Genomic DNA, 24765 nt, shown 5'->3' with positions numbered 1-24765 from the left:
TTGGACTATTAGCGTCGCCCCTGTGCGGGGCAGGCACCTACTTTTCTTTGCCGGCCGCAAAGAGAAGTAAGCAAGAGAAAGCGGCTCAAACCGCCAATTCTTAAGCGGGTCCCCCGCGCAGTCGCGGCAGTGGTGCATCTGGAATCCTTGCCCTCGCACATTCAACGTTCGTGACAAAGGAGTCATCAGCTCCCACTCCGCACTGCGTGCGCCGCGGATGGGTCTGCCAGGGAAACCCGGGGCTTCGTTCATGGGCGGTGGGAGCCATCGGCTTCGCCTCGGCGAAGCGCCTCTGCACTCATGGGCGAGCCCCACTTCAACAGAAATCTCGATCTGTCCCACTCGCACTCGCAGTGGCGATGCAATGACGAGTTACGGTGCAGGGCAAAACACGACAACCCAAACGCAGCGGGCGGTTTTAAGAATTGATCTTCGGCGCGCGCAGCGCCACCGGAAGTATGACTGCTTTGTCACTCGCGCCGAATGTGCGAGGGCACAGATTCCAGATGCACCGCTACCGTGGCTGTGCGAGGGACCCGCTTAAAAATTAGCGGTTTGAGCCGCTTTCTTTTGCTTACTTTTCTTTGCGGCAGGCAAAGAAAAGTAGGTGCCAGCCCCGCACAGGGGCGACGCTAATAGTCCAATATCAAATCAAGCAAAGGCCAACGCCGCGGGCGTACAGACGAACAAGCGCCGCACACGCAGAAACCGAACCTTTACCGCTTGGCAAGCGGCCGAGCCTCACGCTGAGTCTCACCGATGAACAACTGCCGCGGGCGGCCGATTTTCTGTTCCGGATCGGCGATCATCTCATTCCACTGCGCAATCCAACCAACCGTACGTGCCATCGCGAAGATACACGTAAACATCGCCGTCGGAATCCCCAACGCGCGCTGCACGATTCCCGAATAAAAATCGACATTCGGATACAACTTCCGCGACACGAAGTAGTCGTCTTCCAGCGCGATCTTTTCCAGCGCCATGGCCAGCTTGAACAGCGGGTCGTCATGCAGGCCCAACTCCTCCAGCACTTCATGGCAAGTCTCACGCATCAGCTTCGCACGCGGATCGTAGTTCTTGTAGACGCGGTGACCAAAACCCATCAGCTTCACGCCCGAGCTCTTGTCCTTCACCTTCGCAATAAACTCAGGGATATTGTCGACCGAACCGATTTCTTCCAGCATGTTCAATGCGGCTTCATTCGCACCACCGTGCGCCGGGCCCCACAAACAAGCGATACCCGCTGCGATACACGCGAACGGATTGGCACCCGACGAACCCGCCAGACGCACCGTCGAGGTCGACGCATTCTGTTCGTGGTCAGCGTGCAGGATCAGGATACGGTCGAGCGCACGCACCAGCACATCGTTGACCTCGTACTCTTCCGCCGGATTGGCGAACATCATGCGCATGAAATTCGCACTGTACGACAGGTCGTTCTTCGGATAAACGAACGGTTGGCCCACCGTGTACTTGTAAGCCATCGCCACCAGCGTCGGCAGCTTCGCAATCATGCGGATCGCGGATACGTCACGATGCTGCGGATTGTTGATGTCGAGCGAGTCGTGATAGAACGCCGACAACGCGCCAACTGCGGCGACCAGAATCGCCATCGGGTGCGCGTCACGGCGGAAACCGCGGAAGAAGAAATGCATCTGCTCGTGCACCATCGTGTGCTGCGTAACCGTGGTGACGAACTCTTCCTTCTGCTGCGCATTCGGCAGCTCGCCCTTCAGCAGCAGGTAGCAGGTTTCGAGGAAGTCGGCGTTTTGCGCCAGATTGTCGATCGGATAACCGCGATACAGCAGCTCGCCTTTGTCACCGTCGATATACGTGATTTCGGAATTGCATGCCGCCGTGGACATGAAACCCGGGTCGTACGTGAACTTGCCCGTCTGGCCGTACAGCTTGCGGATGTCGATCACGTCCGGGCCAAGGGTACCCTGATAAATGGGCAAATCAATCGTTTGATCGCTGTCGGAAAAGCTCAGCGTTGCGTGTGTCTTCGAGTTCATCTACACATTCCTTTTACTTTCACATCGCACACGTGCCGGCATGCAGGATCGTCGGATCGTCGCTTGGCATGCTCAGGCTCCGCTTCGCATTCTAAGGTCCGCAAGGGCTTTGATTGCGTCGAGTGGCAGCAACAATCCATCTCGACTGACGCAACATTCGTTGCCTGAAAAATGGGCGCAATCGCCTGAAACACACGGAAATAAACGGAAGTACGCCGCTCGAAAAGGCGCTGCGTCCGCCCGGCGACGCTGCCAGCCAAATGAAAGTTCGTACACTTACTGCAACAATGTTTTGCGGCAGTCAAGCTGCACAAGCAACGCCGCTCTGCGATACTGAATCCGTGTTTTGCTTCCCCTGCGAACACATCGCTGTCTTTGGCCCGCCGTCCTACGGCGGGCCTTTTTAATCAGCCAGAAGATCAGGAAGGACCCGATGAACGCCTCACTCGAAACACTGTTTCCGGATCACGTCCACAACGACGACAACATCGTCAGCGCGCTGAATCATCAGGACATCGTCGTGGCGTTGTCGGCGGCACTGAAGACGCAAAACGTGGCGGTGCTGCATATGCTTTACCCGCGTACCGACGCGCGCACCCATCGCAGTCTCGATACGCTAGTGGATGTCCTGCACGGCCATGGTCTGCACGAAGTCGCGGATCTGATCGCGCAGGAAGCGCACTATCTGCTGTTCAAAGATCCGGTGAAGGCATGGAAAGCCTTCCACGAAATTCGCAACGACTCGCTCGCGATCGGCGTGCATCTGTATTACCACGGCCTCGTCGGCGAAGCCGCTGAACGCGCGCTCGATAAAGACGCGCATCGCAAGGCTTGAACTGCATCCGGCGATCAACCGCCAGTGCTCAGCCCCGTAGGCGGGCGCGTGCACAAAGCGCTCATCGCGCGCTGATCAAACGTCCACTGAGCGAATGAACTCGTCGACGTAGCGATTGAACGCTGCCGGATGCGCGAGATTCATCCCGTGCGAGGCGCCACGTACCGTTTCGCGGCGCGCATCAGGCAGCCATGTTTGCAGCGCCGTCGCCGTGCGGCGGAACATGTCGGGACTCTTTTCGCCGTCGATCAGTAGCACCGGGCAGCGCACTTCGACCGCTTGCTCGGGTACGTAAGCGGGCAACGGGTCGCGGAATTGGCGCGCGAGTGTGTGCGCATTGTCGGTCGCCATCTTGCGAAAACCCGGCGTGCTCATCGCCCAGAAACCGGGACGACTCACCGAATCGACGAACAGTTGCAAGCCGGCTTCCACCTCGCCTGTTTCGATCAGCTGGGCGGCTTTCGCACGCAATGCGTTCACGGTCTCCGGCAAACTCGCAGGCGGTCGCCCGGCGATCTGCAACGGGCCGCCCGGGTCGGCGAGCATCAAGGTGCGCACGTACTGCGGATGGCGCCGCGCGAAATGAAACGCCACGCAGCCGCCGCGCGAATGCCCCACCACATGCGCCGGCCCGGCGCCGAAACGATCGATGAATTCGGCCACGTCGTCCGCATGTTCGCTCCAGCTGAACGGCTGATCGGCCTCGGTGTCCGTCACCGGCCAGTAATGCGTGAGACTCACCGTGACACAGCGGTATTGCTTCGACAAACCCGCCAGTTGCGGTTGCCAATAGCGGTAATCGCACAGCGAGCCATGCACGAACAACAGCAATTCGCCCTCCCCGGCCTCCACATAGGGCATACGCAAGCCGCTATGCAGTTCGATAAAGGACGGGGATGCGGGCGAGGACGAAGCGGAAACAGATTGATTCACAGGTGGTTCACAGACGGCGCGGCAGCGCCTGAATACGGCGGTGCCGGCTAAAATGGATTCGAGGAAGAAAACGTGTTCGCGTCCCTGAAATTGGGACGTGGGTCGTATTGTCACACAGCGATTCAATATACGCCGAGCCTCGTTTGGCGTGCGTGTCGAGACTTATGCCAGGTGCTTCGCGATCTTGTGCATCGTGCCTCGCACTCCATGCGGCTCGCCTCGTAGCCCGTGCAGCGCGCCGGCCGGCTCATGCGGCGAGGCCAGCTCCCGGCTCCCGGCAACGCGGGACGTCCCGCATCCAATCATTCGTAGGCGCAGTCGTCGAGCAAACCGGCGGCTACCGCCGCGCCCGCGCCACGCACTGCGCAAGTGAGCGGTTCATCAGCGACGCGGACGTCGAGCCCCAATTCGTTGGTCAGGCGGCGGCTCAGATTGCCGAGCAGCGCGCCGCCACCGGTCAGCACGATACCGCTGTGCGCGATATCGGTCACCAGTTCGGCCGGCGCCGTTTCAAGCGCGCGTTTCACGGCGCCGATTACCTGACGCAGCGGGCCCTCGATCGCATCGGCGATATCGTGGTTGCTCAACTGAACCGTGCGTGGCAGGCCGTCGTCGACGCTGCGGCCAGTCGCATTCATATGCTCGACCGGCACGTCGCGCACGGCAGAACCGATCCCCTTCTTGACGTGTTCGGCGGTCTGCTCGCCGAGCAGCACGCCATACAGGTTGCGTACGTAACTGACGATCGCCATGTCGAAACTGTCGCCGCCCACGCGAATCGAGCCACTATAGGCGAGGCCACCGAGCGAGATCACACCGACTTCGGTCGTGCCGCCGCCAATGTCGACCACCATCGAGCCGATCGCCTCCGACACCGGCAAGCCCGCACCGAACGCCGACGCTAGCGATTCGCCGATCAGACTGACCTTCCACGCGCCGGCCGCCACGGCGGCCTCCTTGATCGCGCGACGCTCGACCTCGGTCGCGCCCGCCGGCACGCACACGGTGAATGCGGCGCGTCGGCTGAACAGCGGCCGCGGGCGGGCCATGTCGACGAATTGCCGGATCATCTGCTCGGCTGCGGAAAAATTGGCGATCACGCCATGCCGCATCGGCCGCACCGCTTCGACGTTGCGCGGCGCCCGGCCGAGCAACTGGCGCGCTTCGGTGCCCACTGCCGCCACGCGTTTCTGACCGGCGGCGGGCTCTTTCTGGAAAGCCACGACGGACGGCTCGTTTAGCACGATGCCACCGTTGTCGGTATAGATAAGGGTATTGGCCGTGCCGAGGTCCACCGCCACGGAATGACGGAACAGTCGATCGAAAAGCGGGTAATGCGGCGTCGGTCTGGCCATAGGAAGGCTCTGATGTGTCGTTATCCGCCCTTGCCGGGCAGTCTGGAAAATGCGCCCCCGGTCACCCGAGCCGCTGGGCACGCCCAGATGGGCGTTGCGCGGTCCGCGCGGCGGGGGTGATTTTCATGCTAATGAGCAGTTAACGGCAAGCAGATCAGAATCTTTAGGGCCACTTTTCAATCGGGGCTGTGTCCGTCACGCGACAAAGCGCCAATCGCATGCTCCAGCGCCTGTTTGCCGAGCTCGACACCGTCCGCGTTTATCGTATGACCAATGCCGGGCAAGACGTAGGCATCGACCGCGTAGCCGGCGTTGCTGAATGCATCCGCGGCGGATTCCAGTTCCTGTACCAGGATCACGTCGTCGTCTTCCCCGTGCACGAGCGTAAGCGGAGTGCCGTTCTGCGCGACGATCACCGAGGCGAGCCGTCCGGAATACGCGACAACGGCCGCAGCGCCTTCCGCGCTCGTCGCCACGTGATGCATCGCCATGATCGAGCCTTGCGAGAAACCGACCAATGAAAGCCGATAGAAAGGAAGCTGCCAATGCGCCAGCTCGGCTTCGAGCATGCGCCGCAACGCCGGATAGGCGGCCGCGACACGGGCCTCCCGATTGCCCTCGTTGACATTGCTCAGGCTGAACCACTGGCGTCCGCCGAAGCCGCCGTCGAAAGCATCGGTGCCGTCGAGCGAGGTGAACGCCACGTCCGGCAGGTTCTCGCTCCAGATGTCCGCGAGCGGCATCAGATCGCGCGCATTGCTGCCCACGCCGTGCATCAGCACCACCAACGCCTTGGCCGGCATTGTCGCCGGCGCGCGCCGCCAGCCGTGTTCGAATTGCTCCCAGGCCATATTCAATTCCTCCCTCTGTACTCGTTGCACGCTCGGATTGTGTTTCCGCACGCGCAGCCAACCGCGTCGCAACGTGCTGCTTTCATGCAACCCCACGTGACGTCGCGAGGCTCCATGCGGCCTCAGCCGCGAGCATACGCTGCCGGATCTGTTTCTGCCGTCGGACCTGCACGGGCCGACGACGCCAAAACGTGAATGCGGTTATGCTTTTGCGAGCATTCAAACGGCTGCCCGGCTCATTGCCCTGGCAGCGAATAGAACACCGCATGGAACATCTGTAGCACCGCAATCCGGAGAATCGTTTGAGCCAGCCCTCTTCCGCGCCTGCTGCCGCGCCGCCCGCACCGCCACCGCCGCTGCAAGGCGGCAAACTGGTTCTGGCGACCATCGCCGTTGCACTCGCCACCTTCATGAACGTGCTCGACACGTCGATTGCGAACGTTGCGATTCCAACCATTTCGGGCAACCTCGGTGTCTCGGTCGATGAAGGCACGTGGGTCATCACGGTGTTCGCCGCGGCCAATGCCGTTTCGATTCCGCTGACCGGCTGGCTCACGCAACGCATCGGCCAGGTGAAGCTGTTCGTCGGCGCGATTCTGATGTTCGTGCTGGCTTCATGGTTGTGCGGCATTGCGCCCACGCTGCCGATCCTGCTGATCGCGCGGATCTTCCAGGGCGCGGTGGCCGGCCCGCTGATTCCGCTCTCGCAAGCGATTCTGCTCGGCTCGTACCCCAAGGAGAAGTCATCGACCGCACTCTCGCTATGGGCCATGACGGCGACCGTCGGCCCGATTGCGGGCCCCGCGCTCGGCGGCTGGATCACGGATAGTTACAGCTGGTCGTGGATCTTCTACATCAATATTCCGGTCGGCATTTTCGCTGCCGGCGTCACGTGGATGATCTATCGCACCCGCGAATCGGCAACCCGCAAGCCACCCATCGACGTGATCGGGCTCGGCCTGCTGATTACGTGGGTCGCCTCGCTGCAGATCATGCTCGACAAGGGCAAGGACCTCGACTGGTTCTCTTCACCGGTGATCGTGATTCTCGGCATCACCGCGGTGATCAGTTTCGCGTTCTTCCTTGTGTGGGAGCTGACCGAGGAGAATCCGATCGTCGATTTGCGGCTCTTCCGGCAGCGCAACTTCCTTGGCGGCACGATTGCGATTTCGGTCGCGTATGGCGTGTTCTTCGGCAACCTGGTGCTGCTGCCGCAATGGATGCAGGAGTATCTGAACTACCGTTCCGTGGACGCCGGCCTCGTTACCGCGCCGCTCGGTGTGTTCGCGGTGATTCTCGCGCCGGTGATGGGTCGCGTGCTGCCGCGCTCGGATGCACGCATTATCGCGACCCTCGCGTTTATCGGCTTTGCGATCGTGTTTTATATGCGCTCGAACTACGTGATCGAAATCGACACGTGGCACCTCGTGCTCCCCACGCTGCTGCAAGGCATTCCCATGGCGATGTTCTTCGTGCCGCTGACGGCGATCATTCTGTCCGGCCAGCCACCGAACAAGATTCCGGCAGCAGCGGGTCTGTCGAATTTCGTGCGGGTGTTCTGCGGTGCGGTGGGTACGTCGATCGCGGGCAACGAGTGGAACAATCGTACGGTACTGCACCACACCCGGCTGACCGAGCAGGCCAGTGTCGACAACCCGGTGTTCAACCAGCAGATCGATTCGACCCAGTCGCTGCTGCACCTGAATCCGCAGTCGGCGCACGCGCTGTTCGATTTCACGGTGAACACCCAGGCCGCGATGATGGGCCTGAACGACATCTTCTATGTGTCGGCGATCATTTTCATTCTGATCATTCCGCTGATCTGGATTACGAAGCCGGCCAAGGGCGGCGGCGGAGCGGATGCGGCGGGGGCGCACTGATGTTGCTCCGCCACTGGTCGAAGGTCTACCTGGTTGCCACAGGAAAGGCGGCAAGACCCGCATAGCCTTGCGAGACGCTGCCCGAACCCGCAGCGCCTCGCCGCACGAACAATTCGGACCAGGTTGCCAGTAGAATCGCGGCTTCAACGGTCCGAGCCCCATGAACTACGCATCCATCCTCGAACAGATTCATCGCGATCTTCTGCCTTATCTGGGTACTGGCAAGGTCGCCGATTACATTCCCGAACTAGCGAATGTCCCCGCCGACAGTTTCGGCATGGCGATCGTCACAGCCTCGGGCGAAGTGTTCCGAACCGGCGCCGCCGACACGCGCTTTTCCATCCAGAGTATTTCCAAGCTGTTCGCCTGCACGATGGCGTTCCGGCTGCTCGGCGACCAGCTTTGGCAACGCGTGGGGCGCGAGCCGTCCGGCAATGCCTTCAATTCGCTGGTCCAACTCGAAGCCGAACACGGCAAGCCGCGCAATCCGTTCATCAACGCAGGCGCGCTGGTTGTCACCGACGTGTTGTGCCGCCGTTTCGTGCAGGCCGAAACAGCGCTGGTCGAATTCATGCGGCGGCTCACAGGCGAAATCAGCATCGACTACGATTCGCGCGTCGCGCTATCGGAGTTGCAGCACGCCCACCGCAACCGCGCGATGGCGCATTTCATGGCGAGCTTCGGCAACATGGAGATGCCGCCGGAAGTGGTAGTCGACGCTTATTGCCGGCAGTGCGCAATTTCGATGAGCTGCGTCGAGCTGGCGAAGGCGGCGCTGTTTCTGACCAATCATGGCGTGGTGCCGGCCACCGGCGAGCGGATTCTCGACACGAGTTCAGCCAAGCGGCTTTCCGCATTGATGCTGACCTGCGGCACCTACGACGCGGCCGGCGATTTCGTCTATCGGGTCGGCTTGCCGGCAAAAAGCGGCGTGGGCGGCGGGATCGTGGCGGTGCTGCCGGGCGAGATGGCGGTATGCGTGTGGTCGCCGGGACTGGACAGCAATGGCAACTCGCTGGCGGGGGTGTTGGCGCTGGAATGGTTGACGACTTATACGGGGCGGTCGATTTTTTGACGCCCCGGTGCGGATAACTTCACGGTTTATTTCTACCGCGCAGAAGCGTGGCTGATGCCGAATCACGCGCCCGTTAGTGATCTTCATCGTGGTGGTCGTCGTGTTGATCGTGGTGGTCGTCATGTTGACCGTGCGGGTCCCGTTCGTTGGGGTGGTTGCGCATCCAGTCGTCGTGCGCCCAGTAACGATGGCCATCATAGTACTGGTCCCCATGCCACCCAATTGTGATTCCGACGGGCGCAGGCGCAACAGGGACAATGCAACCGGTGAGGCCGATTCCGAGGCTCGCAAGCAATACAGTCGCAACTAGGGTTTTCATTTCGGCTCCTTAAAAGGTTTCAGAACTGAGGGCAAATGCCCTGCCTCTCTCAACGTGCCGGAGGCGTCCTCGTTGGCCACTTTTAAGATTGCTAACGACAGTTAGCGGTTACCTCACTTCGCTGCGCCACGATCACACTTTAGCACTCAGCGCCCATCCCGGGCTGCGTCATAAGATCGGCGACTGCTCCGGCCAGGCCGACCAGAGCCTCATGCGATCGGAATATGTCGACCCCGAGCGGCCGCATTGACGCTCGCCCCGAACGCGACCTCGCAGGTTTGCTACGTCATCAGCGGAACCGGCAGCGTGACGCAGGCCGAGACCTGCTTCCCGTTCGCGCAGGGCGATTTCTTCACCCTGCCAGGCGGCGATGCCCCGGCGCTGTCCGCCAACGCAATCGCCGCGGAACCGCTTACGGCGACCACGTCCCAGCGCGCGGCCGTTACTGCTGGTCGTCTGCCGGTACGAAGACCATGCCGTGCGGACTGGCCAAATTGGTCACCAACGGCAGGAGCGCTCCGCTACGCAAATCAAGTTGGCCGACATAAGCCGGCACCGCCGGCGTGCTACTCGTAGCGGCCACACCCGTTGATGCGGAGAACGCTGCGTCACGCTGCCAGACGTTGGCACTAATCTTGTACACCGTGTTCGCCTTCGTATCGGACACCAGCAGGTAGCCTCGTCGCGCGGTGGCGAATGCCGTGTCGTCAACCTGCACGTTGCCGAGAAGCGGCAGATATTGCACGCGCGGTTCATCGCCCGACGAGTGCAACAGGACAAGCTGACCATCTCCCTGATCATCGAGCAGTACATCGCCCGACGGCGTCAGCGTCATTGAATCCGGATCGGTCAGGTTGAGGGTCGCCACCGTGCCAAACGGAATGTCGCTGGCGTCAAGTGAGCCGCGCACTACCGGAGTCACGTCGATCGTGTAGCTGTTTGCATCAAGGTGCACAACGCGGACAATCGCGGGCCCCATATTCTTGCCGCTAGCGTTAAGGGTGGGATTGGACGCACTGAAATAGGCCTGGCCGTCCTTGAACACGATGTCATCATAGCCGCCACCGTGCAGCGTCTTGGCGAAGGAATACGGCTTGGATGCCTGGCCGGTCGCGGGATTGATGATGACGAGGTTTGGATTCGCATCCTCGTTCTGCATCGCCCAGATCTCACGCGTGTACGGATTGACCTTCAGGCCATCGTTGTGTCCCGCGACTTCATAAGTCTTCACGACACTGCCATCCAGCGAGTATTCAACAATCACGCTCATCGCGCCATTCGAGCCATCCGGTGCGCCGTTGTTTGCATAGCCGACCCAAACGTGACCATCAAGCACGGCCAGTGAGTCCGGTGCGCTGATCAACCCGCCGGAACCAGCCGCGAACACGGCCAGGCTAAAACCCGGGGTGACTATCGGCTTCGCCGAGGTCTGCGCGTCGGCGGCACCAGCCGCGAAACAGAGTGCGGTGAACACTAGCGCGGTGCGGCTGAAAATGTGGCCTACTGCGTAAGTGGGTCGAATGCTCAGCATGTTCGTCTCCTGAAACAGGTATGCGTGCGGGAAAGGCAGGGGCACCGACATTTGCGAGGTAGCCGGTAATGAAACGAAATATATGGAAACATGCGCGCATGACTGAATGGTGACGGCGGATGAGATCACGCCGACCGATATGCCAACAGGCGTCTGCAAGGCTCGCCGCTACTGGTGGTCGGACAGGGAACGATTACCAACCGGTTCGACCGTGGCTGGGACCTCGGTCTTCTGTTCAGCCATCTCGAGTGCATCGTCGACTTCGATGCCGAGGTATCGGACCGTACTTTCCAATCTCGCCAGTCCCCGCCAACTGCAGAGGCGATAACCGATCCGAAGAAGACGTTCGATCTTCCGACTTGCGGCCGTCAGCTCGCTGGTATGGAGGGGACAGGGGTCCCACGGGAATCGACCTGCTGAAGGGGCATGCAGGAAAGCGGCTAGTTCGCATGATGTGAAAGTCGAACGGCCCGATCGAGCAACCTCGACGGGCCGTTGAACAGACTGCGTCAGTTTCAGTGCGTGCCGCCTTTCAACGCGCGGCACGCTATGCGTATCCCTGCTTACTGCGAACCCGCCCACGTCTGGCCGGTCGGCGACGAATCACCAATACCCGGAAAGTCGACATAGGCGCTGCTGCAATCCACCGCGTTCGCCGTACTCAGCAACTGCGATGCGGTGCCGGTCAGGACGACCCGATTCGCGGTCGACGGGAAAATCGGCAGGTTCACGTTGTTCAGCGTCAGGTTCGCGTCGGACGTGGTGACCGCCACGTTACTTGGCGAATCGGCGAGAACGTTGGTAAGCGTCATGCCGAGCGGGAGTGCTGCATGCGCGATGCCACCTGTATTAGCCTGGAATCCCTCGAGTACCGCCGTGGTGCTGCCAATGATATGCACGTTCGACAACGAGATGTTATAGAAGTCCGGATATAGCGGGGACGTCGGATTCGGCAACGCCTTGGTGCTGTAGTACGGCGTGAAAAGCAGTGCCTGCCCGCTATTGCGGATGCAGATGTCGTTGTAATTGATGTTGGTCACGATGCCGCCTCGTGCCCAATCGGACTTGATGCGCAGCGCCTGTTCCGAGCCGTCGAACGAATTGTCGTAGACCTGGATGTTGGTGACACCAGCATTGGTTTCGCTGCCGATCGAGATGCCGTGGCCCGCATAAATATGGTTGTGGGCAATGACGAAACCGTATTGCCGGTCAGTCGCTACGTTGCGGTTACCGTCGATACCGAACAATCCTGAGCCGCTCGGACTCGGGTTATTGGATCCCTTCGGAGAGATGTCATCGTCGCCAGTGCTGATGTAGTTATAGGCAAAGACGGCATTCTTGAGGTACCCGTCAAACGCGATCTTGCCCGCCGCGGAGGTTTTTGTGCTCCCAATCGCCAAAGCCTGAACAACCGGCTTGGAAGATGAGCCCGGATCGAAAGCGTCCGTGTTCTTGGCCGTGTCGACGGTCGGCAGCATACCCAGGTAATTCGGATTGCCATTGCCCGCCGGATTCGCCGAAGCCGACAGTGACGGTGTCTGAACCTTGACGTTCCAGACCGTGAGTCCGTCGACGCCGCTTGGAACGACGTGGAAATTGGCGCTGTTATTCAACGTGATGCCGAAGAGCGTCAGATTCTTTGCGTAGTTGAAGACCATCATGCGGAAGTTCGACTGTGAGCCGACCCCTGTCGTACCGTTCTCGATCATGTTGCCAAGCCACGCCAAATCCCACCAGGTCATGTGCCGGGACGAGGCCGAGGTATCGACGAAGGTGCCGCCGTTGTCGCAAGGCGTATTGTTGCCAGCCTGCTGCCCCTTTGCATAAGCTGCATAGGTGTTGGTACAACTCAGGTCGACGCGCATCAGCGGATAGAGGGGGTTCGAGCTCACGATTTCGGAGGCGGCCCGGCCGTCGATACTGCCGCTGCCGACGATGGCCGAATTGACGAGGTAACTGCCGCCGATCAGTGGCAGACAGTTGCTGGAACTCCCTGCTTTGGCCGAACTGACAGCCGTGTTGGCGCAATAGGGTCCAGCTGCATTGGGCGCATACGCCATCACGTCCCGCGTCGCATAGACCGTCACGCCCGTATCGATCCACAATGTAACGCCGGACGGCAGCGTGAGCGGTCCGGTGATAAACGCGTTGCCGGCGCCAGTACTCGACACAACCAGGCGAACAGCGAATTGTTGGGCGTGATATTGCGGAGCAGCCAGTTGCTGAGCCGACGCACCAGAAACGTTGACATTCGGCGCGGCCGCCGCAGTCTGCGAAGCCGCCGCAGCGGCGTCCGCAGCAGAGATGGCTGCACCGACCTGGGCGTCTACCGCGGCGCCGCAAGCGTCGAGCGCCGCCTGAATGCGCGCCTGATCCGGATTCAGAATGGCCGACGTTGTACCGTTATCGGCTTCGGGCCCCAGCGCGCCGCTGGGTTGGCGCACCAGATTGTTACTTGCTTCAAGCCTGCTGCAGACCTGGCCGGGAGTCGGCAGTTGCGGTGCGGGCGGAAGCGCGGCATCGCTTGTGGCCACGCCGACCTTGAACGCGGCCGCGGCCGGTGGAGGGGTGTTGCTGGTTGAAGCAGGCGGCAAGCTGTCACTGCTACCGCAAGCGGCAAGTGACGCGGCAAGTGTTATAACTAAAGGGATAACTGCAAATCTATAAAGCATGGCTCATCCTTATAATAAATACTACTAACGATATAGACTCGTTATTGATTCACTCCAACCGGGCCACAGCGGCTTTGTTTTCATCGGTAACCAATCTGGCACTCGAGGCTCGCGCGCAACCGTGCCAGCGGCTTGACTCCGGAGCGGATCCGGCAGCGTCCCGAGCGGGATCGGAAGCGTTTCCGACCTCTTTCGTGTCAGACCTTGTACAAAGCGCCCTGCGAAAAAACTATCCGCAGATCAAGTCAAGAATTCGCTTTGAAGCGGTGACACGTGGATCAGCACAACATTGATCACGCTGAAGAAAACCGCGAAATATGAAGAGGCGGGGTTGGTTGGCTCGCCTTTTGAGACATTCCCGCTCGCAGCCGATGATTTCTGTGGGCTGTCCATGTGCAACGCGCGCACGCGCCTTTTGGCAAAGATCCGCGCATCATATCTCCCCACGCATGTTATACGATGACATATGAATTCTATTCAACATGAGCGTCGTCGTACATGTGGTACTTACCCGATGAGCCTTGCAATGATTGATGTTAAAAAATGTCGCGATAGTTATGTTATAGGATGACGTATAACATGGATTCAACATTCAATCACTTCAGCGCCGACGCTGGAATGGGCAAGTTTGGCGGAATGGATCTGCGCTCGAACAACAGTTGGTTGCGGCCCGTGATCAGGTCCGCTTGAGCACGCGGTCGAACGACCGCAGATGGCCGGGACCCGGCCGATGACACAACTCTCCCCTTCGCAGTGCTACCAAACACAAGTGCCCGGTCGAAAGCCGTATCATCCGGATCAATGTCGTTTATTTTGACCGAGCGCCAACGTGTTGGCGCTCGAATGGTTGACGACTCATACGGGGCGGTCGATTTTTTGATTTTGTATGGTGGTGGGCAGGCGGCGGCATTGAGGGCTTGCCGGTTACCCCAAGTCAGCGCTACGCCGCCCGCCCAGGTACAGAACCGGGACGGAGCCGTTAAGGTTCAGCCCGCACGCTCGACCAGTCCGGCCAGCACCGTCTGATAAGCGGTGCTGCCGACCACCCGTTCGTTCACGCCATCTTCGAAATCGATCCACCCTGAATTGAAGCCGTCGATCATCTCGATGCGCGGCGCAGGCCAGCCCGTGCCTTGCGACTGGAACAGCGCTTCCCACTGATCGCGCGGCACCGCTTGAGCCTTCACCGAGCGCCCGAGCACGCCGCCAAGCATCGCAGCGATTTCATCTTGCGTGTAGCGCCGCGGCCCTTCAATCTCGATCACGCGGCGACCCTGCCACGTCTGAGCGAGTGTTTCCGCGATCACCCGGCCGATATCCGCCGTTGCGATCATCGGATACGCATGATCGAGCGGTTGCAGGAAGCTCGGCATCACGCCCGTTTCGCGCGCCGGTGCGATATCCCACAGCGAGTTCTCCATGAACCACGCCGGCCGCAAAATCGCCGTCGGAATGGGCAGATCCGCATTTGACGAAGACAGCGCATTCGAGAAGGCGCTGGATACATTCTGGGCCAAAGGCTTTCGTGCGACCTCGATGCTGGACCTGGCAAAATCGACGGGTGTGCAGCGGGGCTCGCTGTATAACGCGTATGGCGACAAGGAAAGGATCTTCGTACGCGTATTCGAGCGTTACACTGACCGTTTCATTGGCGACGCGCGCAAGGCGCTCAACAAGCCCGACTTGCGCAACGCACTGACCGATTTTTTTACGTTCGCAATCCGTTCGATCACGCAGGGCTCGCCTGCGCGCGGCTGCCTGTCGACAAAGATCGCCGTCGAAATCGACCCAGAGTCGCCGCGCCAGCAGGAACTTGTCATGAGAATGCTCGACGAGCTCGAGGATGTATTGTTTGGTGTCCTTGGCACCCCCGAGGCGCGCGCGCAACTTATCATCCCGCCGCGTCAGGCAGCACGCCTCATCGTGACGATGACGCGTGGAATCGCCGTCATGGAACGGGTGTACGGTGAACCGAAGCGCCTCAGGCAGACGGCGCTGGCCCTCGTCGACACGCTAGTGCAACAGTAAGGGAGATGTGCAACCGACTGAGCGCGTGCTCCTTTCGACAGCTCACTATGCGTACGTGTCGAGCCGATATACCAGAGTATCTTTGCGGAAAATCGCGTCAGCGTATATGTTCTTCCCACAGGTTCTGTCGCCGGCTCCGTACTTCGGACGGAATGTTTATCCGGAGCAAATTGCGCCGGTGGGCGCGATTGCGCCTGATCGCCAGGTACCTTGATCGACTCGAACGCTATGCGATGTTCTGCATTTCCAAACTCAAACGTATCAAGAACCGCGAAGAGCATGCGCGGGCCCTTGTCAAAGCGTTCCAGGCGTTTGATACGGTGGCCTTCGAAGCAGGCGTGCTCTCAGCTCAAGCGAAGCAACTGATCAGTGTAGCCGTCGCACCTACGATGCAATGCGTCTATCGCATATCGCATCGGGGTGTACACGAGAGTGACTCGCAATTCAGGCACTACAGACAAACGTCTTACCGAGACTGTAACAGTCGCAGCGGCGATGTGCGCCAACACCACGAACACGCACGCGACGAACCTGATCAGGAATTCGCCATCCAATTAGTATGACACGCCGTCCAAGAGTCACGTACTCAGGCACCGCGACCTGTTTCCTGTTGAACGTTGTGTTGAACAAAATCAATGAGTCACTCTATGTCCGCTTATTTCGTTGTGCGTGCAATCGTCGAAGATCCTGTCGCCTTCCAGGCGTATGCGTCACGTTCCCCATGCGTGATTGCGAATTTTGGTGGGCGTCACATAGTACGCGGTGGCAAAGTCCTTACGTTCGAGGGTCCGCAGGAGAGTCGTCGCATAACCATTGCGGAATTCCCCGATTTTGATTCGGCTGAAAGATGTTATAGGTCGGAAGCTTATCAGGCGATCATCCCCCTTCGTTCAAGCTGCTCCACCTTCGAGTTCGTCCTGGTCGACGGCCTGCCTTCCGGGGCCGGCGCTTAGCAATTCGCCTTACACAATTTCTGGCATTTGGCGAGAGCGCCCCCTTGCGGATGTTCGGCGCGGCTCGCAGGTTTCCCCCCACGTTTGGGAGCAATGGCATAGGGGGCTTCTTTCAAAAGATTTCAGTGCAGGCTTTCCAATCAAAGCCCATTCCGTCGCGCAATGATTGTTATTCCTCCCGGGACATAGCCGGCCTCCTGCCCCCCGGTTAACATTCGATAACAATGCGGCCGATAAGTGCTTTCGCTCGTTTCTCTAGCAGCCGCTGCGACAAGAAAGTGGTACCGGAGACAGCCACACGGAAGGATGTCAAGCAATATGAAAAGTCGTTTCATTGGAGCCGGCAATGTGCTCATGTTGGCTGGAGTCGTTACCTTCGCGAGCGGCGGCCCCGAAGACGTCGGGAGTCAGATCTATCAAATCATGAGGAAGTGACCATGCACGACGTCTATACGCTCTACGGCGCCCAGATTTCCAACTATACGGCGAAGGTGAGGTCGTACCTCATCTTCAAGGGCATCCCATTTCAGGAAATGGTTGCGTCCAATGCCGTTTATGACCGCTTTCTCGTCCCGCGGATCGGCTATCGAATGATGCCCGTCCTGCGGATGCCGGAAGGCAATATGCTTCAGGACTCGACCGACATTGTCGACGAGATGGAGGCACGTTTCCCGCTCGTTTCCGTTTATCCCTCCACGCCGGTTCTGCACTTGGCCAATCTTCTGGTGGAGGCTTACGCTCATGACTGGGTGCGCATTCCGGCCATGTACTACCGATGGGCGTTTCCCGAGACGAACTACGAATATTTGAAGGCCGAATTTGGCCGTATGTACGAGCCAATGGCCCAGCCCAGCCAACAATTGATCGTCGGCGAGAAGAGTTGTGCCTGGGCCCGTGATCGCTTGCCGTCATTGGGCATAAGTCCAGAGACAGCACCCGAAGTACAGCGATGGACGGAGAATCTTCTCGGCTGGCTCGACGCACACTTCGGAGACCATGACTATCTCTTCGGTTCGCGGCCGTCGACCGCGGATTTCGCGTTCATGGGGCCGCTATATGCCCACTTTTACCGCGACCTCTATTCCTCCGCGCTGTTGCAGCGGCATTTTCCCAACGTCGTTCGTTGGGTGGAGCGTATGAATTCGCCCGCCAAAAGACCGGGTGAATATTTCGGCGAGGACGAGGTCCCGGAAACACTGATGCCACTACTGCGGCATCTGTTCGCAGAATACGTTCCGGTCGCCTGTGACACGATCGACCGCGTGGCGGACTGGATCGATGCGAATTATTCGAGCCCGATTCCCCGCCTCCTCGGCACTCAGGATTTCACAATCGGCAAGGTCTCCGGTGAGCGCAATGTGTGGACGTGCATTCAGTACATGTTCCAGAGGCCGTTGTTCTATTACCAGCGCGCGCCGGAGTCAGCAAAGCGTGAGATGAACGTTCTGCTCGCGCGCATCGGCAAAGATATCAAGCTCGACAAGGTGGTACGCCATCCGGTGCGGCACCATAATCATCGGCTGGTGGTGGACAGATGAGCGAGCTTAAATCCCACGGCAGCCAGAACTCGCGCTATTGCCCGCCAGCCCAGGCAGGTGAATCACTTTTCGTGCTTTTGGCTGCGAAAGGAGGCCACTTGGAGGCGGTTTCAAAAAGGGCGCCGCTCCCGGCTGCGGGGTATTCCAGAAAAGGAGACAGCAGCCGAGCTTGAGGAGCGCTCCAGGAATGTCTCCACGACGGTCGAAGCGGAGTGCGTGTGACTCCTGACGTTGCGCGCGCATGGTTTAGGAGCGGAGCACGACTGGTCTGCGGTGGGACGCTGCGCGTAGCCGGCAAACTGGTGCGAGACGGAAACACCTATCGATTCGACGTCTAAGGCCGTCGCTTTCCGCGCCGTGAGAATAGCCGCGTCCCTTTAACACATCTAGAGAATATTGATGCAAGCCACAGCCGCTCCCGTCAATCCTGCATCACGCTGTTTGCCCGACGACCACCTTGAAGCCATCATAAGCTGAGCGCCCATGAACAAGAGAACTCCCCTTCCCGCCTCAATGAGCTACGTCGAGCACGACGCCGGCGGCCCGCCCGAGTGCATGCATATCACGTCACGCGAAGTGCCCTTACCTGCGGCCGGCGAAGTGCTGATAGAGGTCGCCTACGCCGGCGTGAACCGCCCCGACGTGCTGCAGCGCTCGGGATCCTATCCAGCGCCGTCCGGCACATCGCCTCATCTCGGCCTGGAAGTGTCGGGGCGCATTGCCGCCCTTGGTGCAGGCGTGTCACGCTGGCAAGTCGGCGACGAGGTCTGCGCGCTGGTGCCAGGCGGCGGCTACGCGCAATTCTGCGTGACAGACGCATTGCACTGCCTGCCCGTGCCGCGCGGGCTTTCGTTGCAGCAGGCGGCGGCGCTTCCGGAAACGTACTTCACCGTCTGGACCAACTTGTTCGAGCGTGGCCGTCTCGTCGAGGGCGAAAGCTTGCTCGTGCATGGCGGCTCGAGCGGCATCGGCCTGACTGCGATCCAGCTCGCGCGCGCCGCTGGCGTGCGCGTGGTCGCGACCGTCGGCAACGCCGCAAAGGCCGAAGCGTGCGCAGCTGCAGGCGCCGAGCGGACAATCGTTTACCGCAACGAGGACTTCGTGGAGGTCGTCGCCAGCTTTACGGAAGGCCGCGGCGTCGACGTCATTCTCGACATGGTCGGTGGCAGCTACATCGAGCGCAATCTGAAGGCACTTGCGGTGGAAGGGCGTCTTGTACAGATCGCCTTTCTCGAAGGCAGCCGCATCACGCTCGATGCGATGCCGCTGATGCTCAAGCGCCTTACATTTACCGGCTCGACGCTGCGCGCCCGGACCGCTCTCCAGAAAGCGGCGATCGCAAACGCGCTGGAACAGAAGGTCTGGCCGTTGCTCGAAGCGGGCCGCGCCTTGCCGGTAATCCACGTCGTGCTGCCGCTCGCTGAGGTGCGGGCGGCGCATGCGTTGATGGAATCCAGCGCACATATCGGCAAAATCGTTCTGACCGTCGGAGAACGGTGACGTGCAGCACCAACAGCGCACTGTCCTGCGAACAGGGTTAGCCGGGTGCGGAACCTCGTTTTTGTCTGTTCCGCAGGGCAGAAAACGCCAAAGTAACCTCCTGTCGAATAACACCACGCTTAGCGTTTGCGCGCGCCGAAGCGACGGACGACGACAATCGGAAATCCAGTCGAGGACTACGCAAGATGAGCGACAAGGCGCAAGCAACGGCCTCCCGTAAGCCGGATCCGCTGAGGTGGGGAAACGGCACTGGCCACTCGTTCAAGAATGTCAACGATGAAGATACTCGGCGCGTGCTCTTCCCGTCCAACTATCCCCCGGCCGTCTGAACTGGCCCCGAACCGATTGCGGAGACAACATGGCAAACTCCCACCACTACACACCCCCGAAGGTCTGGACCTGGACCAAGCCCAATGGCGGTGCCTTTGCGAGCACCAACCGACCCATCGCCGGGCCAACGCATGAGAAAGAACTGCCGGTTGGCCGGCACCCGCTCCAGCTCTACTCGCAGGGCACGCCCAACGGCGTCAAGGTCACGATCATGCTGGAAGAACTACTGGCCCTAGGCCATACCGGCGCCGAGTACGACGCCTGGCTGATCAAGATTGGCGACGGCGACCAGTTCGGCAGTGGCTTGGTCTCGGTCAACCCCAACTCGAAGATCCCGGTGCTGCTGGACCGCAGCGGCCCGACGCCGATCCGCGTGTTCGAATCGGGCTCGATCCTGCTGTATCTGGCGGAAAAATTCGATGCCCTCCTCCCCAAGGACGTCGCGGCGCGCACCGAGACACTGAACTGGCTGTTCTGGCAGATGGGTAGTGCCCCGTATCTGGGCGGGGGACTCGGCCACTTCTATGGCTATGCGCCGACCAAGATCGAGTACGCGATCGACCGGTTCGCCATGGAGGTCAAGCGCCAGCTCGACGTGCTCGACCGGCGCCTCGCCGAGAGCGAATACCTCGCCGGCAGCGACTACACGATCGCCGACATCGCGACCTTCCCCTGGTACGGCGGGCTCGTCAAAGGTTGGCTGTACGGGGCGGCGGAGTTCCTGAGCGTGCAGGATTACAAGAACGTGCAGCGCTGGGCCGACGCCATCTTGGCGCGGCCAGCGGTCAGGCGCGGTCGCATGGTCAACCGCATGAGCGGAGTGCCGTCCGAGCAGCTGCGCGAGCGTCATGACGCCAGCGATTTCGACACCAGGACGCAGGACAAGCTCGAGGGGGCGCAATCATGAAGATCGAAGGCAAACGCGTCCTGATCACCGGCGGATCGAGCGGCATCGGCCTCGCGCACGCGCTAGGACGCTGAAGGAAACCGCTCCGTCCGTCTCGAGCATCGCCGCCGACGTAACGACGCCGGACGGGCGCGCAGGCCTTCGCCGCGCGATAGTGCGAAGTCCGAGCCAGACCGGCGTTGCCTGCTTAACGTGCACTATTTTCCGTTTTCTGAAGCGCCCCCTGGTATCGCGCCGGTGCTCGAAGCCCAGCAACAACCGTCGGGATTCTGTGAAGGCCGGTCGGGCGCTCTCGATCATCCGTCAGGCCCGTCAGGGTGCGAACAACCGAGCGCTGTCAGCCCCATTCATCAAGCGTCGGGGGGGGCCGACCCGAAGCGGCCAATGGCATCTCAAGGTCCAATGTCTGCTGATACCCGCAGACCGGACGTCGCCCAGGTCACACGCGTTGACGAGCGCCGCGCGGCCACTTGCCCGCGCCGCTCTGTTCTCTTTGTCGCCCCCATGCCCAGCAGGAATGACAGTTATGCATTCGTGCTGTCTTCTCCGCCGGTTTGCATTGGCTGACTATCCCTGCCACGCAATGTGCGTTAAACCTCATCAGGAAGGGGATTGTCATGTCACTTCAAGCCAGGCTCGACGCATTCAAGGCCGATTTCAAAGGCGGAAAAGCCCCGTACTTTGCACCGCCGGAAATCCATCCGATCATGGAACGTGCGACAGCCGAACTCGCGGCGTCCGGTCAGGCTGCTCGCGCTCTGAAAGCGGGCGACGTCGCGCCGGAATTTACCCTCAATGATCCGGATGGCAAACCCGTGTCGTCTGTCGAACTGCTGAAGCAGGGGCCGATCGTGATCAGTTTCTATCGTGGCGCATGGTGCCCGTATTGCAATCTTGAACTGATGGCCCTTGAAGAAGCGCTACCATCGTTCAAGGCCGAAGGTGCCAGTCTGGTCGCGATCTCGCCGCAGAATGCCGTGAACAGCCGCAAATCGGTCCGTACCAACAAGCTGAGCTTCCCGATCCTGAGCGACACGCACAACGATGTGGCAGCCGCATTCGGCATCCGCTTTGCATTGCCCGACTATCTGGTGGATCTGTACAAGAACCTCAAAAACGATCTGCCGGCGTTCAACGGAGACGACAGTTGGACGTTGCCGATGCCGGCGCGCTACTTGGTCGGGCAAGACGGAACGATCCTGTACTCGGAAGTCAACCCGGACTATACGCAGCGTCCTGAGCCGCAGGACATGTTGCCGGTTCTACGCAAGAAGGTCGCTTCGGCGTCTTGATTCAGCCCTGCTTCGTTCCCGGCCATGAACCGTCGGGAACGATTGGACAGGCAAGCTGATACATAAAAATCGAGGCAATATGAAATCACGTACTTTTCTTGTAACCGGTGCCAGCAAAGGCATCGGCAGGGCCGTCGCACAGCGGCTGAACGCAGACGGGCACCGCGTAGTGGGGCTGGCACGTCAGGGGGACGACCCTGGCTTTCCTGGAACGCTCGTTTCTGTCGACCTGTCCGACCGCGTGAAAACGCAGGCCACGCTCGATAAGCTTGTGGCGGAATACAAGTTCGACGGCCTGGTCAATAACGTTGGGCTGGTTAAACCGCAGAGGCTGGGCGCCATCAATCTGGACGCGCTTGACTCCGTCATATCGCTCAATCTGCATCCAGCTATCCAGGCGGCGCAAGCACTCCTGCCCAATATGAGCGCCCGTGGCTGGGGGCGAATCGTCAACATATCGAGCCTCACTATCCTTGGCAGCGTGGAACGTACGGCTTATGCCGCCGCCAAGTCCGCCTTGGTGAGTTTTTCACGCTCCTGGGCGCTTGAGTTGGCGACCACCGGCATCACGGTCAATTCCGTGGCTCCCGGCCCCACGGAAACCGAACTGTTTCGAGCCAATAACGCGCTAGGAAGCGAAGGGGAGCAGCGCTATCTCGCCTCCGTCCCAATGAAACGCTTCGGCAAGCCAGACGAGATTGCTGCAGCCATCACTTTCCTGCTGTCCGAAGATGCGGCTTTCATCACGGGTCAAACGTTGTTTGTCGATGGCGGTGCCTCGATCGGCAAGGCTTCAATTTGAGGGGCGAACATCTCCTCAATCCAGGCGACGAAAGCGCGTGCTTTTGCACTGGCCATGCGCCCACTGGGAAAAACGGCCCACAGGTCGATACCCGGCAATTCCCAGTCGGCCAGCACGCGTTTTACTGCACCACTCGCGAGTTCCGGCGTGAACATCCATTCCGAAGCGATCGCGACGCCCATGTCGGCGAGCACGGCCGCGCGCACGCCTTCCGCCGCGTTCACGCGGACGCGCCCGGCGACGACAATCGCCGTTTCCGAATTGCCTTGCTTGAACGACCACACGCTTCCGCCGCCGCCCTGCTCATACACGATCGCCTGATGCGATAGCAGATCCGCAGGTACCCGCGGTTCGCCGGCTTTTGCGAACCAGACTGGCGTGCCGACGACGCAACGCCAACCGTGAGTGACCTTGCGTGCAGTCATGTTCGAGCCGCCAAGCACCCCCATCCTGAGTGCTACGTCGATACCGCGTTCCAGCAGATCGATGTTCTCATCGTCGAGCACGATGTCGATGTTGAGTTCAGGGTGTCGATCAAGAAATGCCTGGATCATCGAAGCGGGCCACGCGGACATCGTCGCGTTTGGCCGCCACTTCATCGCCAACCCTGATCTGCCCAAGCGCCTGCGGTTGAATCTGCCGCTCAACCGGTACGACCGTAGTACTTTTTATGGTGGCGACGCATGCGGTTACACCGACTACCCGTTCGATGCTGAAACGCAGGCGGCGTAATTCTGCACCCCACCATCCGGACCCGGAAGAGCGGATTCCGGTACTTGACTCCCTTCACACAAGCACGCCCTGAACGACGCAGCGACCCGCGCTAACGTAGCGCTGGTCGTTGCGTTGGCCACACCGGCACGGCAGGGTGAGAGGTTCTAATCTATCTCGCAGGACTCGATATGAGCATTCTGGTTACCAGCGCTTCTGGTTCGAACGGCGACGGATACGGGGCGCTCCTGTCATTCCGCCTCGACGGTACTTTCATTGGTTCGTTCAGCGACGACCCTCGCATCGTCGATCCTCGCGGCATGAGCGTCAGTCCGGATCGGCAGCATCTTTGTGTCAATAGCGGAAACGACCGCATCCTTGCGCTCGACACCAAAGGAATGGTGGTACGTGACACGGGTTCCGTTCCAGGACTGAATGCCGGAGGTGGCAACCTTGGGCCCGATGGGCGCTATTACGTTGGATTGCGTAGCGTGCGGACGATTGCTGCGTTTCCCCCCTATCTCAACGGTGCCGCGCAATCCGTACTGCCCGCCAGTGCGGTTACGTATCCTCGCGGATTCGCCTTCGGCACGGACGTCATTCATCCAGTCTCCCGCGTTTCGGCGTCGTATCAGTCGGCCGGGTGGGGCGAGCGTCGCGCTCACCGCTTGACGTCCACGGCTCACCCGGCAGCTACGATCAGGCAGGCAGTTGCGGAGCAGCGGGGAAGTCGACCGGAACCCGGGTCGTTGCATGCAGATAGTTAGTTACCGTCTTGTCGCCGATGACGATGATCGCGTCGACCAGATTGGCCTTGGTCCAGCCAGCGGCGAAGAAGGCATCGACCAGCGCCTGGTCCGCGTGTCCGCGGCTGATCGCGATGTTCCTGACGAGTTTCGCCAATGCGTCGAACTTTGCATCGAAGCTTGCGTTGCCACTGCGGATCTCAAGGATTTGCTCATCGGTGAAACCGCTCATCTTGCCGATGACCGTGTGGGCCGCGAGGCAGTATTCGCAGGTGTTGACTTGGCTGACGACGAGGTTGACGACTTCGCGTGCCTTGCCGGTAATGCTGCTCTTCGCGTTCTGGAAGGCGAGGTAGCTGCCGAGCGCACTCTCGGAATGGGCGAGCGTCGCGTAGAGATTGGGCACCATGCCAAGGCCGCTCTTGAGGTTGTCGAAGATGGCCTGATTGGCCGGGGAAACTTCGTCGCGGGTGGGGACGTTGATGGTGGTCA

Annotated in this window: 21 protein-coding genes and 2 pseudogenes; 12 read left to right on the top strand and 11 right to left on the bottom strand. The window is 60.2% G+C overall.

From position 1 onward, the window contains the following. Positions 1 to 716: 716 nt before the first annotated feature. Positions 717 to 2015, bottom strand: coding sequence for a citrate synthase (gene gltA / locus GNZ12_RS19870; RefSeq protein WP_172312805.1), 1299 nt, complete (start codon positions 2013 to 2015; stop codon positions 717 to 719). A gap of 433 nt (positions 2016 to 2448) precedes the next feature. Here gltA and GNZ12_RS19865 point away from each other — a divergent pair, with 433 nt between their 5' ends. After that, the gene (locus tag GNZ12_RS19865) at positions 2449 to 2850 is read left to right on the top strand and encodes a hypothetical protein (RefSeq protein ID WP_172312803.1); all 402 of its coding nucleotides are present in this window, start codon (positions 2449 to 2451) and stop codon (positions 2848 to 2850) included. A 75-nt stretch (positions 2851 to 2925) separates the two neighbouring features. Here GNZ12_RS19865 and GNZ12_RS19860 read toward each other — a convergent pair whose 3' ends face one another. The 3 genes from GNZ12_RS19860 to GNZ12_RS19850 form a co-directional block, all read right to left on the bottom strand. Beyond that, on the bottom strand, positions 2926 to 3711 hold the full coding sequence (locus tag GNZ12_RS19860; RefSeq protein ID WP_172312941.1) for an alpha/beta fold hydrolase: 786 nt from the start codon (positions 3709 to 3711) through the stop codon (positions 2926 to 2928). A 374-nt stretch (positions 3712 to 4085) separates the two neighbouring features. After that, positions 4086 to 5138: a rod shape-determining protein gene (gene mreB, locus GNZ12_RS19855; RefSeq protein WP_172312801.1), complete on the bottom strand. Its 1053-nt coding sequence runs from the start codon at positions 5136 to 5138 to the stop codon at positions 4086 to 4088. A gap of 176 nt (positions 5139 to 5314) precedes the next feature. Further along, positions 5315 to 5989, bottom strand: a complete 675-nt coding sequence (locus GNZ12_RS19850; RefSeq protein ID WP_172312799.1) for an alpha/beta hydrolase — start codon at positions 5987 to 5989, stop codon at positions 5315 to 5317. Positions 5990 to 6291: 302 nt separating this feature from the next. On the opposite strand from GNZ12_RS19850, the gene GNZ12_RS19845 reads away from it, so the two are divergent. Both GNZ12_RS19845 and GNZ12_RS19840 read left to right on the top strand, forming a co-directional pair. Next, positions 6292 to 7869, top strand: a complete 1578-nt coding sequence (locus GNZ12_RS19845) for a DHA2 family efflux MFS transporter permease subunit (protein ID WP_172312797.1) — start codon at positions 6292 to 6294, stop codon at positions 7867 to 7869. Positions 7870 to 8029: 160 nt separating this feature from the next. Further along, a complete protein-coding gene (locus GNZ12_RS19840; protein ID WP_172312795.1) occupies positions 8030 to 8944 on the top strand; it encodes a glutaminase in 915 nt (304 codons plus the stop codon). Between the two features lie 73 nt (positions 8945 to 9017). Here GNZ12_RS19840 and GNZ12_RS19835 read toward each other — a convergent pair whose 3' ends face one another. The 4 genes and pseudogenes from GNZ12_RS19835 to GNZ12_RS19820 all read right to left on the bottom strand — a co-directional run. Further along, positions 9018 to 9263 (bottom strand): hypothetical protein, encoded by a 246-nt coding sequence (locus GNZ12_RS19835; RefSeq protein WP_172312793.1) that lies wholly within the window; start codon positions 9261 to 9263, stop codon positions 9018 to 9020. A 442-nt stretch (positions 9264 to 9705) separates the two neighbouring features. Then, positions 9706 to 10794, bottom strand: coding sequence for a hypothetical protein (locus GNZ12_RS19830; RefSeq protein WP_172312791.1), 1089 nt, complete (start codon positions 10792 to 10794; stop codon positions 9706 to 9708). A gap of 563 nt (positions 10795 to 11357) precedes the next feature. Beyond that, on the bottom strand, positions 11358 to 13466 hold the full coding sequence (locus GNZ12_RS19825) for a glycoside hydrolase family 28 protein (protein WP_172312789.1): 2109 nt from the start codon (positions 13464 to 13466) through the stop codon (positions 11358 to 11360). Between the two features lie 986 nt (positions 13467 to 14452). Further along, positions 14453 to 14947, bottom strand: a pseudogene (locus tag GNZ12_RS19820) (NmrA family transcriptional regulator); the annotation flags it as partial. Here GNZ12_RS19820 and GNZ12_RS19815 point away from each other — a divergent pair. From GNZ12_RS19815 to GNZ12_RS19780, 8 genes are all read left to right on the top strand, one after another. Then, the gene (locus tag GNZ12_RS19815) at positions 14886 to 15494 is read left to right on the top strand and encodes a TetR/AcrR family transcriptional regulator (RefSeq protein WP_235993819.1); all 609 of its coding nucleotides are present in this window, start codon (positions 14886 to 14888) and stop codon (positions 15492 to 15494) included. The pseudogene GNZ12_RS19820 and the gene GNZ12_RS19815 sit on opposite strands and share 62 nt — an antisense overlap. Before the next feature lie 188 nt (positions 15495 to 15682). Beyond that, positions 15683 to 16057 carry a hypothetical protein gene (locus tag GNZ12_RS19810; RefSeq protein ID WP_172312785.1) on the top strand — a complete coding sequence of 125 codons (375 nt, stop codon included), beginning with the start codon at positions 15683 to 15685 and terminating at the stop codon, positions 16055 to 16057. Between the two features lie 72 nt (positions 16058 to 16129). Further along, the gene (locus tag GNZ12_RS45565; RefSeq protein WP_407947716.1) at positions 16130 to 16447 is read left to right on the top strand and encodes a DUF1330 domain-containing protein; all 318 of its coding nucleotides are present in this window, start codon (positions 16130 to 16132) and stop codon (positions 16445 to 16447) included. Between the two features lie 437 nt (positions 16448 to 16884). Continuing rightward, a complete protein-coding gene (locus GNZ12_RS19800) occupies positions 16885 to 17985 on the top strand; it encodes a glutathione S-transferase family protein (RefSeq protein WP_172312781.1) in 1101 nt (366 codons plus the stop codon). A gap of 513 nt (positions 17986 to 18498) precedes the next feature. Further along, on the top strand, positions 18499 to 19485 hold the full coding sequence (locus tag GNZ12_RS19795; protein WP_268959043.1) for an NAD(P)H-quinone oxidoreductase: 987 nt from the start codon (positions 18499 to 18501) through the stop codon (positions 19483 to 19485). Positions 19486 to 19843: 358 nt separating this feature from the next. Then, positions 19844 to 20722 (top strand): glutathione-dependent disulfide-bond oxidoreductase, encoded by an 879-nt coding sequence (gene yghU, locus GNZ12_RS19790; RefSeq protein ID WP_172312777.1) that lies wholly within the window; start codon positions 19844 to 19846, stop codon positions 20720 to 20722. A gap of 617 nt (positions 20723 to 21339) precedes the next feature. Beyond that, the gene (locus GNZ12_RS19785; RefSeq protein ID WP_172312775.1) at positions 21340 to 22014 is read left to right on the top strand and encodes a peroxiredoxin-like family protein; all 675 of its coding nucleotides are present in this window, start codon (positions 21340 to 21342) and stop codon (positions 22012 to 22014) included. A gap of 79 nt (positions 22015 to 22093) precedes the next feature. Then, positions 22094 to 22816: an SDR family oxidoreductase gene (locus GNZ12_RS19780; protein WP_172312773.1), complete on the top strand. Its 723-nt coding sequence runs from the start codon at positions 22094 to 22096 to the stop codon at positions 22814 to 22816. Here the strand turns inward: GNZ12_RS19780 and GNZ12_RS19775 are convergent. Next, positions 22765 to 23370: a substrate binding domain-containing protein gene (locus GNZ12_RS19775; RefSeq protein ID WP_328806035.1), complete on the bottom strand. Its 606-nt coding sequence runs from the start codon at positions 23368 to 23370 to the stop codon at positions 22765 to 22767. The genes GNZ12_RS19780 and GNZ12_RS19775 overlap by 52 nt on opposite strands. Between GNZ12_RS19775 and GNZ12_RS19770 the strand changes: the two are divergent. Then, positions 23366 to 23548: pseudogene (locus tag GNZ12_RS19770) on the top strand (alkene reductase); the annotation flags it as partial. The gene GNZ12_RS19775 and the pseudogene GNZ12_RS19770 sit on opposite strands and share 5 nt — an antisense overlap. A 230-nt stretch (positions 23549 to 23778) precedes the next feature. Here the strand turns inward: GNZ12_RS19770 and GNZ12_RS19765 are convergent. Together GNZ12_RS19765 and GNZ12_RS19760 are read right to left on the bottom strand one after the other, a co-directional pair. Continuing rightward, on the bottom strand, positions 23779 to 24132 hold the full coding sequence (locus GNZ12_RS19765; RefSeq protein ID WP_172312769.1) for a hypothetical protein: 354 nt from the start codon (positions 24130 to 24132) through the stop codon (positions 23779 to 23781). Between the two features lie 94 nt (positions 24133 to 24226). Further along, positions 24227 to 24765: carboxymuconolactone decarboxylase family protein (locus GNZ12_RS19760; protein ID WP_216673287.1), on the bottom strand; the 539-nt coding region annotated here is incomplete at its 5' end.

It is taken from the genome of Paraburkholderia solitsugae, assembly GCF_013177695.1.
In the GTDB taxonomy this organism is placed as follows: Bacteria; Pseudomonadota; Gammaproteobacteria; order Burkholderiales; family Burkholderiaceae; genus Paraburkholderia; species Paraburkholderia solitsugae.
The sequence above is the reverse complement of the archived record's forward strand: the minus strand, read 5'-3'. Positions and strand labels throughout refer to the sequence as shown.